Annotated in this window: 15 protein-coding genes; 4 read left to right on the top strand and 11 right to left on the bottom strand. The window is 62.9% G+C overall.

Annotation, left to right across the window (positions count from 1 at the left end):
• A partial coding sequence (locus tag AB3X39_RS04880) for an ABC transporter permease (protein WP_369416241.1) occupies positions 1–1,624 on the bottom strand: 1,624 nt, incomplete at its 3' end.
• Positions 1,625–1,665: 41 nt separating this feature from the next.
• Between AB3X39_RS04880 and AB3X39_RS04875 the strand changes: the two genes are divergently transcribed.
• Positions 1,666–2,535 (top strand): DODA-type extradiol aromatic ring-opening family dioxygenase, encoded by an 870-nt coding sequence (locus tag AB3X39_RS04875; protein WP_369416240.1) that lies wholly within the window; start codon positions 1,666–1,668, stop codon positions 2,533–2,535.
• A 26-nt stretch (positions 2,536–2,561) separates the two neighbouring features.
• Here the strand turns inward: AB3X39_RS04875 and AB3X39_RS04870 are convergent, their stop codons facing one another.
• Complete coding sequence (locus tag AB3X39_RS04870; protein ID WP_369416239.1) at positions 2,562–3,311, bottom strand: Nif3-like dinuclear metal center hexameric protein; 750 nt, start codon at positions 3,309–3,311, stop codon at positions 2,562–2,564.
• A gap of 13 nt (positions 3,312–3,324) precedes the next feature.
• On the opposite strand from AB3X39_RS04870, the gene AB3X39_RS04865 reads away from it, so the two are divergent.
• Positions 3,325–4,455, top strand: coding sequence for a S1C family serine protease (locus AB3X39_RS04865; protein ID WP_369416242.1), 1,131 nt, complete (start codon positions 3,325–3,327; stop codon positions 4,453–4,455).
• Between the two features lie 34 nt (positions 4,456–4,489).
• Here the strand turns inward: AB3X39_RS04865 and tatC are convergent, their stop codons facing one another.
• From tatC to hisI, 6 genes are all read right to left on the bottom strand, one after another.
• Positions 4,490–5,263, bottom strand: coding sequence for a twin-arginine translocase subunit TatC (gene tatC / locus AB3X39_RS04860; RefSeq protein ID WP_369416238.1), 774 nt, complete (start codon positions 5,261–5,263; stop codon positions 4,490–4,492).
• A gap of 11 nt (positions 5,264–5,274) precedes the next feature.
• Positions 5,275–5,748, bottom strand: a complete 474-nt coding sequence (gene tatB, locus AB3X39_RS04855; RefSeq protein WP_369416237.1) for a Sec-independent protein translocase protein TatB — start codon at positions 5,746–5,748, stop codon at positions 5,275–5,277.
• Positions 5,749–5,778: 30 nt separating this feature from the next.
• Positions 5,779–6,054: a Sec-independent protein translocase subunit TatA gene (tatA, locus tag AB3X39_RS04850; protein ID WP_369416236.1), complete on the bottom strand. Its 276-nt coding sequence runs from the start codon at positions 6,052–6,054 to the stop codon at positions 5,779–5,781.
• Between the two features lie 64 nt (positions 6,055–6,118).
• On the bottom strand, positions 6,119–6,466 hold the full coding sequence (locus AB3X39_RS04845; protein ID WP_369416235.1) for a histidine triad nucleotide-binding protein: 348 nt from the start codon (positions 6,464–6,466) through the stop codon (positions 6,119–6,121).
• On the bottom strand, positions 6,463–6,819 hold the full coding sequence (locus AB3X39_RS04840) for a phosphoribosyl-ATP diphosphatase (protein WP_369416234.1): 357 nt from the start codon (positions 6,817–6,819) through the stop codon (positions 6,463–6,465). Before AB3X39_RS04840 ends, AB3X39_RS04845 begins: the two co-directional genes overlap by 4 nt.
• Positions 6,816–7,208, bottom strand: coding sequence for a phosphoribosyl-AMP cyclohydrolase (gene hisI / locus AB3X39_RS04835; protein ID WP_369416233.1), 393 nt, complete (start codon positions 7,206–7,208; stop codon positions 6,816–6,818). Before hisI ends, AB3X39_RS04840 begins: the two co-directional genes overlap by 4 nt.
• A 74-nt stretch (positions 7,209–7,282) precedes the next feature.
• Here hisI and pdxA point away from each other — a divergent pair, with 74 nt between their 5' ends.
• Positions 7,283–8,335 carry a 4-hydroxythreonine-4-phosphate dehydrogenase PdxA gene (gene pdxA, locus AB3X39_RS04830; protein ID WP_369416232.1) on the top strand — a complete coding sequence of 351 codons (1,053 nt, stop codon included), beginning with the start codon at positions 7,283–7,285 and terminating at the stop codon, positions 8,333–8,335.
• Here pdxA and AB3X39_RS04825 read toward each other — a convergent pair.
• From AB3X39_RS04825 to AB3X39_RS04815, 3 genes are read right to left on the bottom strand one after another with little or no spacing between them, the layout of a single operon-like run.
• On the bottom strand, positions 8,274–9,380 hold the full coding sequence (locus AB3X39_RS04825) for a GGDEF domain-containing protein (protein ID WP_369416231.1): 1,107 nt from the start codon (positions 9,378–9,380) through the stop codon (positions 8,274–8,276). The genes pdxA and AB3X39_RS04825 overlap by 62 nt on opposite strands.
• Positions 9,377–10,258: a 4-hydroxybenzoate octaprenyltransferase gene (ubiA, locus tag AB3X39_RS04820; protein WP_369416230.1), complete on the bottom strand. Its 882-nt coding sequence runs from the start codon at positions 10,256–10,258 to the stop codon at positions 9,377–9,379. The genes AB3X39_RS04825 and ubiA overlap by 4 nt, the downstream gene beginning before the upstream one ends.
• Positions 10,255–10,821, bottom strand: a complete 567-nt coding sequence (locus tag AB3X39_RS04815; RefSeq protein WP_369416229.1) for a lipocalin family protein — start codon at positions 10,819–10,821, stop codon at positions 10,255–10,257. The genes ubiA and AB3X39_RS04815 overlap by 4 nt, the downstream gene beginning before the upstream one ends.
• A gap of 46 nt (positions 10,822–10,867) precedes the next feature.
• Here AB3X39_RS04815 and AB3X39_RS04810 point away from each other — a divergent pair.
• Positions 10,868–11,694 (top strand): hypothetical protein (locus tag AB3X39_RS04810; RefSeq protein WP_369416228.1); only part of this gene is annotated, 827 nt, incomplete at its 3' end.

The following is an 11,694-nucleotide window of genomic DNA, read 5'->3' as shown; positions in this document are numbered from 1 at the left end:
CCTCGGCTTGTTCGGGCAGGATGTTGATGACAAAGCGATCCGGGGCGTTCACCGGCGTGGCGGCGCGCCAACTGCTGATCAAGTCGGTGCGCAGCAGCACCAACAAGCCCAGTGCGGTCAGGCCCAGGGCCAAGCTGCTGACTTGCAAGACCACCAAAGCCGGGCGGGCGCTGAGCTGACGGGCGGTGAGGCGCAGCCATGTCGGCGCACCGACTTCCGGCACCCAGCGGCGCAAGGCCGCGACCAAGCCCCGGGCGGCGAGCGCAAACAGGCCCCAAGCCAGTGCAAAACCGCCCACCGAGACGGCGCCCAACAGCGCATCGTTGGAGGCGATCAGGATCAGCGCCGCCAGGCCCCCGAGTCCGGCCAGCAACACCAGCCATGAGGCGGTGCGCGGCTCACCCAGATCACGGCGTAGCACCCGCAGCGGCGGCACTTGGGCCAGTTGCAGGATCGGCGGCAAACCGAAAGCCAGCAGCAGCGTCATGCCCACGCCCAGACCCAAGCCGGCCGGGCCAAAACTTGGGGCGGGCAGATCCTTGAGCATCAACCGCCCGAGGAGTTCGACAAACACCTGTTGCAGCCCCAAGCCGATCAGCACACCGGCCAAGCTGCCCAGCAAGCCGACGGTCAAGAACTCCAGCGCATAGGTCCAAGCGATGTGACGCTGGGGCTGACCCAAGACGCGCAGCAAAGCGCAGCTGTCCAAGTGGCGCTGGGCAAAGCTGCGTGCGGCAATCGCCACCGCCACCGAGGCCAGCAGCGCCGAGAGCACCGCCACCAAATGCAGAAACAGACGGGCTCGGTCGAGGGTTTGTTGCATCTCCGGCCGGCCCGATTCGAGGCTGTCGATGCGCACGCCGCGCAAGCCTTGGGCTTGGATGGCCGCTTCAAGATCGTGGCGGAAACGCGCCACCTTGTCGGCTTGGGCGCTGTCGCCAATCACTGCCAAGCGCCAGCTGATGCGACTCGCGGGCTGGACCAAGTCGGTGGCGGCCAAGTCGCCTTCGGCCATCATGACGCGCGGGGCAAAGCTGAGAAAACCTGCGCCTCGGTCGGGCTCATCGTTCAAGATCGCCGCGATGCGCAGCCGGCTTGATCCCAGCTCCAGCGCGTCGCCGATCTTCAAGTCGAGCGTTTGCAACAGCCCGGCTTCGACCCACACCGTGCCGCGATCGGGGCCGTGTTGGACGGTGCTTAGCGTCGGCGCTGTGCTTGCCGTGGTGGTGGTGATGACGCCTAAGCTGCCGCGCAAGGGGTAGCCGGGGGCGACGGCTTTGAGCGCGACCAGCCGAGCGTTGCCGCCTTGCGCTTCGGGCGCGCGCGCCATGCTGGGGAAGGTGCTCATGCGCGTGTGGCGCAGCCCCGCCGCCGTGGCCGCTTCGACCCAAGCGGCCGGAATGGGTTGATCACTGACGATGACCAAGTCCCCGCCGAGCAAGGTGCCCGCGTCGCGGCTCAGGCCTGCTTGCAGGCGATCGGCGAAAAAGCTCACGGCGCTCAAGGCGGCCACAGCCAAGGTCAGGGCCAGCATGAGCAGGCGCAATTCACCAGCACGCAGATCGCGCCGCAGTTGACGCAAGGCTTGGGCCCAAAGGCTTAGGAAAGGAGTAGAAGCTTGCATATTCGAGCCATCATGCCCGAGAACATGGTTGAATCTGTGCCATGAGTACCTCTGCTTATCCCTCCCGCTTACCGAGCCTGTTTGTCTCGCATGGCTCACCCATGATCGCGCTGGAAACCACGCCAGCGGCTTTCTTTTTGGACCGACTCGGCCCGGCTATCGAACGACTCTGGGGCCGACCGCGCGCGGTGTTGATGTGTTCGCCCCACAGCCCGGCGCGTCAGCCCTTGGTTTTGGGGGCTGCCCGGCACAGCGCTATCCACGACTTTGGCGGCTTTCCGGCCGAGCTGTATCAGTTGCGCTACGACGCGCTGGGTGAGCCCTTGGTGGCCCAAGAGGCCGCCGAGCTGATCAAAGCAGCGGGCTTGGGCGGTTGGGTGACCGAGACTTCAGGCTTGGATCACGGCTTGTGGACGGTCTTGCGGCGCATGTGGCCGGATGCTGGGGTGCCGGTGGTGCCGCTGGCGCTGGTGCCGAGTCGCAGCCCCGCCGAACAATGGGCCTTGGGTGCCGCCTTGGCCCCGCTGGCTGAACAGGGGGTGCTGATCATCGGTAGCGGTGCCGCCACCCACCATCTCGGTCGCTACCCTTGGGGTCGTGATGCCAGCAAGGAGCCGGTGGCACCCGATGTTCGTGCGTGGCAAGACTGGATCGCGGCCCGTGTCCAAGAGCGTGATTGGCCTGCGCTGCTCGATTACCGTCGCCGCGCGCCAGAGGCCGCCTTGCAGCATCCGACCGATGAGCATTGGTTGCCGTTCTACATCGCCGCCGGTGCTGGAAGTGCTGGACGGGTGGCGGGCAGCGAGATCGTCGGTCAGCGGCTGCACGCCAGTGTGGATGCGGGGGTGTTGGCCATGGATGCCTATGCTTTTGGCGCGGGGGCCGCCGAGCTGGCGAAGGAAATCGCGTGAAATCGACGGTGCTTGGGGGGCCGACCCTAAGCGGGGTTGTCGATATCGATGAACTGCACGTCTAGGCCCAACGTGGTGGCCAGATGCTGGCCCAAGGCTTGTACGCCGTAGCGTTCGGTGGCGTGATGGCCGCACGCCAAGAAGGCCACGCCCGTTTCACGCGCCAGATGGGGTTGAGGCTCAGACATCTCACCCGTGATGTAAGCGTCGGCCCCTGCGTTGATGGCGGCTTCAAAATGCCCTTGGGCTCCGCCGGTGCACCAGCCCACGCGACGAATGGGGCGTTCATCGCCGGCAATCACCCGTGGCGGGCGTCCCAACGCCAAAGTGATTCGGGCTTGCAAGGCATCCAGCGACAGCGGTTTTTCAGGCTGTCCAAGCCAGCCGAGATCCTTGTCGCCGAAGCGGCCCTCGCTCTTCAAACCAAGCTTGAGGCCGAGCTGGGCGTTGTTACCCAAGCTTGGATGGGCGTCGAGGGGCAGGTGATAGGCGTAGAGATTGATGTCGTGGCGCAGCAGGGCGGCCAAGCGCTTTTTCATCCAGCCGGTCACCCGACCCTCTTGCCCGCGCCAAAACAATCCGTGATGCACCAGCAGGGCGTCGGCCTTTTGGTCGATGGCTGCTTCGATCATGGCAAGGCTGGCGGTGACCCCGCAGATCAGGCGTTGGACTTCGGCGCGGCCTTCGACTTGCAAGCCGTTCGGCCCATAATCGGCCCATCGTCCGCTTTCCAGCAGGCTGGCGAGGTGGGTTTCAAGTTCAATCCGATGGGTCATGCCGTCTGTCTCCATGCAAAGACTCTGGTTGATTTTCTCTCAGTCCGTCACCGTGGTGGTGGCGCTGTTGTTTGTCGTGGCCACGTTCAAGCCGGATTGGTGGGGTGATCGCACCCTGGGTTCCGGGGTGGTGGCCATCACGGAGGTGTCGGGCGGCTCAAGCAGTGCGGCGATATCCCCCCACAACAGCTTGGCGCTGGCCGCCAAGCGAGCTTCCCCGGCGGTGGTGAGTGTGGTGTCCAGCCAGACCCGGTCCAAGGCGGCAGAGTTGGCGACCCGACCCTTTCTTGACGATGAAGAGCCCAGCGGTGAAGGCACGGGCTCGGCCGTGATTGTCTCGGCCAACGGCTACCTGATCACCAACAACCATGTGATCGAAGGTGCGGATGACATTGAGGTGGTGTTGGGCGATCGGCGCCACGTCAGTGCGCGGGTGATTGGGACCGATCCAGATAGCGACTTGGCCGTGCTCAAGATCAACGTCGATGGCCTGCCGGCCATCACGTTTGGTCCGGTCGAGTCCTTGCAAGTGGGTGATGCAGTGCTGGCGATCGGCAATCCCTTCAACGTCGGCCAGACCGTGACCTCGGGGATCGTCAGCGCGATTGGTCGCAGCGGTCTGGGGCTGAACACGTTCGAGAATTTCATCCAAACCGATGCGGCCATCAATCCCGGCAACTCGGGCGGCGCATTGGTGGATGTGAATGGTCATTTGCTGGGCATCAACACAGCGATCTATTCCCGCACCGGGGGCAGCTTGGGCATCGGTTTTGCCATTCCTGCCTCCACCGCGCGTCAAGTCATGGCGGGTTTGATCCGGGATGGCGTGGTGACACGCGGCTGGATCGGTGTGCAGCCGAGCGACATCTCCCCCGATATGGCGCGCTCATTGCATCTCAACGTCGATGAAGGTGTGCTCATCACCGGCGTTTTGCAAGGGGGACCCGCCAGCAAAGCGGGTATGCAACCGGGTGATGTGGTGATCAAGGTGGCCGGCAAGCCGGTGCAAAGCACGGCACAACTGCTCGATACCGTGGCGGCGCTCAAGCCCAAGAGCACGGCCTTGATTTCTGTTCAACGGGGCGACACCGCCTTTGATCTGCGGGTGCTGGTTGCCCAACGCCCCAGACCGACCAAGTCCTGAATATCCTTGCGAGGGATGATTCTGTGAGGGGTGATCACAGCCAGGATGTGGGTTTTTGGGTGTGCTTGATGAAAAAGCCGGCAGCCAAGATGCCGACCTCATAGAGCATGCCCATGGGCACCAGCAACGAGACCATCGAGACCGCATCGGGCGGCGTGACCATGCCGGCGACGGCAGCGGCAGCGACCCAGAAGTAGCGGCGGAAGCTGCGCAGCTGCTCAATCGTGACCAAACCCAGCCGGGCCAAGATGATCACGGCCACCGGCACCTCAAAAGCCACGCCAAAGGCCAAAAACATGGTGATGACGAAGTCGAGGTAGGCCTCGATGTCGGGGCTCACCGCCACCGATTGCGGTGCCATGGCTTGGATGGCCGGGAAGGCTTGGCCGAAGACGAAGAAGTAGCAAAACGCCACCCCCGCGTAGAACAGCAAGGTGCTTGTGACCACCAAGGGCAGCACCAAGCGTTTTTCGTGCTTGTAGAGGCCCGGCGCCACAAAGCCCCACGTTTGATAGAGCACCCACGGGAGGGCCGCCATCAGGGCTGCCAAGGCGGTGACCTTGATCGGGATGAGAAAGGGTGACACGACGCCCACGGCGATCATCTTCGAGCCCTGCGGCAAGGCCGCGACCAAAGGATGGGCCAGCACGTCGTAGAGGCCGGAGGGTCCGGGATAGAGGCACAGCAGGCCAAACACCGCGCCCACGCCATAAAGGGCCCAAAGCAGACGGTCACGCAACTCGATGAGATGGGCCACGAAAGGCTGTTCGGTGGGGCTCAACTCGTCGTCGGGGGAAGGAGACTTCATGCGTTAGGTCTTTAAGCCGATCGGTGAGGCCGAAAACGGGCCACTCGCGCTGCCCCCGATTGCACATGGGTGCGCACGCCCGCCTTGTGTTTGTACCAAGTGGGGATCGCCCCCCGTTTCACGCGCCAATTTTTTTTGGTCCGGACATAGACCGGGGTGACGTGTGGGTCCAAGTTCCACTGCGCTTCGTCCTCAGCAGAGAGCGACTGGCCCATGCTGGAGAGCGCCTGATCGACATCTTGATGCAGCTCTTGGGCACCGCGCTGCACGTCATGCGCAGCGCTTTCGAAGGCTTGGCGAGCCTTGTTCAGCTCCTCAAGTTCGATGGAGCGGCTGACCTCTGATTTGACGTCGGCCACGTAGCGCTGGGCTCGGCCCAGCATCGTGCCCACCATGCGGGCCACTTTGGGCAAGCGCTCAGGGCCGATCACCACCAAAGCGATGCCGCCGATGATGAACAGCTTGGAAAAACCGATGTCAAGCACGTTGGAGGTATCCGCTCAGGGCATCAAGGATCAAGGTTTTTGGCGGGCTTCGACGTCGATGACGTTGGGATCGTGGCGCTTGTCGCCGCCGGTCACTTGGGCGGGGGCTGCGGCTGCGGCGGCCGTCGTGGTCGGTGCGGCTGGGGTCGTGGCATCAGCAGCCTTGTCGGAGCCGTCTTTCATGCCGTCCTTGAAGCCTTTGACGGCTGAGCCCAGATCGGAGCCGATGTTCTTGAGCTTCTTGGTGCCGAAGATCAGCACGATGATGACCAGGAAAATGATCAGGTGAGTGGTGGACAGGCCCATGACGGACTCCTTGGCAAAAAAGGGACAAAAAACGAGGAAAGGACGGCGGTGTGTGCTGGGCTTTTTAGCCGTGCTTCCAGGGGCGCGGGCCGCCCATGATGTGCATGTGCAGGTGGCCAATTTCTTGCCCACCGTCATGACCGGTGTTGATCAGGGTCTTGAAGCCGTTGGCGGCACCGTGGTCACGGGCCAGTTGCGGCACCAAAGCGAGCATGCGACCGAGCATGGCGGCATCGTCCGGACCGGCCTCGGCCAAGCTGGCCAGATGGCGCTTGGGGATCAAGAGCAGATGCACCGGGGCTGCCGGGTGGATGTCGTGAAAGGCGAGGAATTCGTCGTTCTCAAAGACCTTCTTGGCCGGGATCTGACCGGCGGCGATCTTGCAAAACAGGCAGTTGGCGTCGTGGCTCATGGTTTGGGCGGGTGGGTGCGGGCGGCGAATTCTTCCAGACCTGAAAGACCCTCACGGCGGCGCAGTTCAGCGAGCACGTCGGCGGGTCCCAAGCCAAATTGGGCCAAGGCGACCATCGAGTGGAACCAGAGGTCGGCCACTTCGTAGACGATCTTGTCGGCGGCGCCATCCTTGGCAGCGATCACCACTTCGGTGGCTTCTTCGCCCACCTTCTTCAAGATGGTGTCGGTGCCTTTGTGGAACAAGCGTGCCACGTAGCTGCTGCTCGGGTCCGCGCCTTTGCGCGACTCAATCACAGCGGCCAAGCGAGCCAGCGTGTCGTCGCCGGGGAACATAGAGGTGGGGGTGGTCATGCTGCGTAGATGCTCTTGGGGTCTTTAAGAACCGGCTCGGTGGTTTCCCAGACGCCGTTGCGCAGTGTGCGGTAGAAGCAGGCGTGGCGGCCGGTGTGGCAAGCGATGCCGGGTGTGTGGCCGAGCTGCTCAATTTTGAGAAGAATCACGTCTTCGTCGCAGTCAAGGCGGATTTCCAGCACCTTTTGTACGTGGCCGGACTCCTCGCCCTTGTGCCACAACCGAGCGCGCGAGCGGCTCCAATACACCGCTTCGCCCTTGGCGGCGGTCAGCGCCAAAGCCTCGCGGTTCATCCACGCAAACATCAAGACGTCGCCGCTGCTGGCCTCCTGTGCAATCACAGGCACCAAGCCGTCAGCGGTCCAAGCAATGTCATCAAGCCATTTCATGGCGGCGAGTGTATCAATCGTCCTGCATAGATCCCCTTGGGGCTCTCCACTAAACTTTCCGTATGACTGCTCGCATGACCCCTGTTCCTTTTCTCTTGACCCAAGGCGACGCCTTGGGCATCGGCCCTGAAATCATCGTGAAAGCTTTCCAGCGTGGGGCTTTGGCAGATGTGTGTGTGGTGGGTGACCCGGCGGTGCTGCGGCGCGCGGCCCGCGTGCTGCGGGCGCGGGGCGATGTGCCTGAGCTGCCCATCGCCGTGATCGCCCACCCCGCTGATTTGTGCGACGTGCCGCCCGGCTGCCTGCCCGTGCTGGCGCTGCCCGAGCCGGTGGCGGGTCAAGCGGAGCTGGCCAGCTTGCCTTGGGGGCAGATCGACGCCCGCGCCGGGCGGCTGGCGGCGGCCTGCATCCGCCAAGCGGTGGCGTGGACCATGACGGGTGCGGCCAGCGGCATCATCACCGCCCCGATCCACAAAGAAGCGCTCTTCGCGGCGGGCGAGTCCTTTCCGGGCCACACCGAAATGCTGGCTTTTGAGAGCGGTCGGCACACACCTGGCGGTCAAGCTGCGGATGTGCGCATGATGCTGGCCAACGATGAGCTCAAAACCGTGCTCGTCACGGTGCATTGCTCCTTGCGTCAGGCCATCGAGGCGATCACGTTTGACGCCGTTTTGTCCACCCTCCGTATCGCCCACCAAAGTGCCACCCTTTGGGGCCAGCCCCGGCCGCGCATCGCTGTGGCGGGTTTGAATCCGCACGCGGGTGAAGGCGGCTTGTTTGGCGACGAAGAGATCCGCTTTATTGGGCCGGCCATCCGCGCCGCGCAGGCCGAGGGCATCGACGCCAGCGGCCCCCACGCACCCGACACCGTGTTCATGCGCGCCCGCCAAGGGGCCTTCGATCTGGTGATCGCCATGACCCACGATCACGGCCTGATTCCGGTGAAGTATTTGGGCTTGGATCAAGGCGTCAACGTGACGCTGGGTTTGCCCTTCGTGCGCACCAGCCCGGACCACGGCACCGCCTTTGACTTGGCCGGCACCGGCCGGGCTGAGCCCGACAGCCTCATGGCAGCGGTGCAACTGGCGCGGCGGCTTCTTGGCGGGCGGCTTTCGTGCGCTGCTTGACTTGATACATGTGCGCGTCGGCGCGGGCGATGAGCTTTTCGGCATCGTCGCTTTCGTCGGGGATGGCTGCGGCTACACCCACGCTGAGCTTGACGTCGGGCATGTCGCGCACGAGTTCCTCTTGCAAGCGGACGCAGAAGCGGGTTTGAACCTCTTCGATCGGACAAGCCGGCAAGATCACGCAGAACTCATCGCCACCGATGCGGAAGCAGTGATCCTCCGCACGCGTGATGCGCTTCAGGATGGCGCCGACTTTCTTGAGAACCTCATCGCCTCGGGCATGGCCAAAGCGGTCGTTGATGAGTTTGAAATCATCGATATCGAAGTAAATCAAGCTCAGTGTTTCACCCCGTCGCAGCGCGCGGCGCAGTTCGGTGGTCAAGTCTTCGATCAGGTAGCGGCGGCTGAACAGGCCCGTGAGGGGATCGGTGCGTGAAATTTCTTCCAACTGGCGTGTGCGCTCCAGCACGAGGTGCTCCAAGCTTTGGGCGTATTGCTCGGACTTCTTGCGGGCCGACTCAATCTCAATCACCAAGCTGCGGATGTAGGTTTCAAAGATCAAGGTGATGTCGAACAAGAGCAGCTTGTCCAAAGCCTGTAGGCCCGGCTCCACCCAAGCTGGGTCCGCAGCATGGGCTTGGAGCACATGCTTGAGCTGGGTCTTGAGTTCGTGCGTGGCGGCCAGATACATCATCGGCCCGACCCCCAGGCGCTTGTGAACCAGCCCCACCCGTAGGCGGTTGTTGACGTATTCGAGGTCATACACCCCACTGAACAGATCAAGGATGTAGCGCCGCTGGGCGCTTTTGAGGCGTCGCAGCGTGTCGGCATCGCCGATCAACATGGCCACTTCGGGGATTTTGGTTTGATGGCGGTAGAAGGCTTCGACCACGGTATCGATCTGGGCATCGATGACGGGTTTGAGGCGCACCAAGTCCGTCACGTCATCCACGCTGAAAGCGATGAACTCTTTGCGGTGGGTGACATCAAACTCGGTGATATGCATTTGCTCTAAAAGCGTCTGCTGGGTAAGGATTTGGTTCATGGCCACTCCAATGCGGCAACCAAGCCGAGAAAGACCACCGATCCGATCCAGTGGTTGGCGCGGAACGCGCGGAAACACCCTTCGCGACGGCGCTCCCGGATCAGGGTGAAGTGCCACAGCACCTGCGCCAGCGCTGCTGCGATGCCGAGCCAAAAGATGGGATGCAGGCCGGCACGCTGAGCCAAGGCCGACCATGTGCCCAAGCATAAAACGTAAAAGCCCATCACCCCCACCACATCCCAACGACCCAGTGTGATCGCCGAGGTCTTGATGCCGATCAAGAGGTCATCGTCGCGGTCCACCATGGCGTACTCGGTGTCGTAGGCCAGCACCCACGCCCAGTTGCCGAGCATCCACAACCATGCTTCCCCGGGGATATGGTGGCGCGTGGCAGCAAAGGCCATGGGGATGCCGATGCTGAAAGCCAAGCCCAGCACCGCTTGCGGCATCGAGACGAAACGTTTGGCGTAGGGGTAGATCAGCGTGATGGCCAAGGCAGCAAAAGACAGGCTGATCGTCAGCATGTCGGTGGTCAGCACCAGTGCAAAGGCCACCAAGGCCAGCACCGCGCCCACGGCCAAGGCCTCTTTGACGCTGAGCCGGCCGCTGGTGATGGGCCGCTGGGCTGTGCGCTTGACGTGGCGGTCGAAATCGCGGTCGGCCACGTCGTTGATGCAGCAACCCGCGCTGCGCATCAGGATCGTGCCCGCCGTGAAGACGATCAGCAGGTGCCAGCCCGGGAAACCCCCGGCCCCCAGCCACAGCGCCATCAAGGTCGGCCACAGCAGCAGCAGCCAGCCCGCAGGGCGATTCCAGCGGATCAGATCAAGGTAGAGCGCCAAGCGTTGGCGCCAAGTCAAGGAAGGAGCTTGGTTCACGGTTGGGGGTTGAGCTTGGGGTCAAGGGGTTTCATTTGGGGCGTGATTTGAAAGGCACTGCGATCAAAGCCCAGCGTTGCTGCCTTGGCCAAGATGCCATCAAGCGTTGCGGCGTCGAGTTGGGCGTTGCGTGAAAGCACCCACGCATAGCGGCGTTCGGGCTCACCCACCAACACCCAGCGGTAATCGGGGGCCGCTTCGTCGAAGGCCAGCACCCAGTAGTCGCCGTAGAAGGGCCAGAAAAAGCTCACGCGCAGCTTGGCGTTGCCGCTGCCTTCAACCACCTTGGCGCGGCCTTGGGCGGTTTCGATCTGACCGTCTTGGTTGCGGCAACGGTTTTCGACACGCACCTTGTCGCCCTCAAGGCGGTAGCGGGCCAAGGTATCAGCGACACACATGGCTTGGAAACGATTCGGCAGTTTGGCCACTTCATACCAATCTCCGGCGTACCGATTCAAGTCAACCAAGGCGACGGTGGGTAAGGGTGCGGCTGCGGCAGCTGCGGCGGCCGTGACCACGAGCCAGCTGGCAAGAAAAAGAGAAAAGCGCAGGTAGATGTTCATGCCTCCAGTATCCTTGCTTCAAGGAAGGCTTCAAGCGGGATAGCTCGTGAACACAACGATTCGATGCAGCACATGGGTGCTGATGCTGGGTGTGGTCGCCGGGTGTAGCACGTCACCCAAGTCCAGCAGCGACAGACCTCATTTACCGAATGTTGCCCAGCGTGCTGCCTTGGGTCGTGTGGCGTTGGTGGCCGACAGTGCTGCACCACTGTTGACGATGGATGGCTACAGTCCGGGGCGCTTCGCCGGGGGCAAGACGGCCTATAGCAGCAGTTTCCGGGGGTGCATGGGGGCAACAGGTGCTTGGGCCTTGGGTCAGGCGATGTATGCCTCGGGCTACGCGCTTTACTGGGCAACGGCTTGGGTGACCACGGTGTTGCCGTGTGGCGTGGTGGCGTTGGCTGGTTTTCCCGTCGGCTGGGTCATGGCGCCAGCGGATGAAACCTTGGCCACGGATGAGGAACAGGTGATGGCCATGATTCATCGCTACGCAGCGGCAGCACCCCTACGCCGAGAGCTGTTGAGAGGTCTTCAAGCCGAGCCTTTGCCCAAGGGGCTGTCTCTTGTGACCGCCAAAGACGCTCCAGATACGCTGCTTCAACTGAGCGTGACCGCGGTGCGCTTTCAGGGCCCAGGTTGGGGGAATCGTCCGCTGAGTTTGGTGATGGAGGCCCACGTGCACTGCCTTCCCGGCGCCAAAGCTGTGCCGACCAAGGAAGATGCTTTGCCGCTGCGGGAAACCTGCCATATCCCGCTGCGGTTTGTCAGCCCAAGCCCCAAAAAGCTCAGCGCTTGGGCTGCCAATGACGGCGCTGCGCTGCGCCAAGTCATTCAGACGGGTATCCAACAATTTGCCACCCAAACCCAAGCCGC

Origin of the sequence: Leptothrix ochracea (assembly GCF_041083635.1) — a bacterium.
GTDB lineage: Bacteria > Pseudomonadota > Gammaproteobacteria > Burkholderiales > Burkholderiaceae_C > Sphaerotilus > Sphaerotilus ochraceus.
Note: the sequence above shows the minus strand (reverse complement) of the source record. Positions and strands in the feature narration are given on the sequence as shown.

What these genes read in the sequence shown, in the direction of transcription:
- AB3X39_RS04875 (WP_369416240.1), top strand. Translation starts at nt 1,666, where the DNA reads ATGAGTACCTCTGCTTATCCCTCCCGCTTACCGAGCCTGTTTGTCTCG.
- AB3X39_RS04870 (WP_369416239.1), bottom strand. Translation starts at nt 3,311, where the DNA reads ATGACCCATCGGATTGAACTTGAAACCCACCTCGCCAGCCTGCTGGAA.
- AB3X39_RS04865 (WP_369416242.1), top strand. Translation starts at nt 3,325, where the DNA reads ATGCAAAGACTCTGGTTGATTTTCTCTCAGTCCGTCACCGTGGTGGTG.
- tatC (WP_369416238.1), bottom strand. Translation starts at nt 5,263, where the DNA reads ATGAAGTCTCCTTCCCCCGACGACGAGTTGAGCCCCACCGAACAGCCT.
- tatA (WP_369416236.1), bottom strand. Translation starts at nt 6,054, where the DNA reads ATGGGCCTGTCCACCACTCACCTGATCATTTTCCTGGTCATCATCGTG.
- AB3X39_RS04845 (WP_369416235.1), bottom strand. Translation starts at nt 6,466, where the DNA reads ATGAGCCACGACGCCAACTGCCTGTTTTGCAAGATCGCCGCCGGTCAG.
- AB3X39_RS04840 (WP_369416234.1), bottom strand. Translation starts at nt 6,819, where the DNA reads ATGACCACCCCCACCTCTATGTTCCCCGGCGACGACACGCTGGCTCGC.
- hisI (WP_369416233.1), bottom strand. Translation starts at nt 7,208, where the DNA reads ATGAAATGGCTTGATGACATTGCTTGGACCGCTGACGGCTTGGTGCCT.
- pdxA (WP_369416232.1), top strand. Translation starts at nt 7,283, where the DNA reads ATGACCCCTGTTCCTTTTCTCTTGACCCAAGGCGACGCCTTGGGCATC.
- AB3X39_RS04825 (WP_369416231.1), bottom strand. Translation starts at nt 9,380, where the DNA reads ATGAACCAAATCCTTACCCAGCAGACGCTTTTAGAGCAAATGCATATC.
- AB3X39_RS04815 (WP_369416229.1), bottom strand. Translation starts at nt 10,821, where the DNA reads ATGAACATCTACCTGCGCTTTTCTCTTTTTCTTGCCAGCTGGCTCGTG.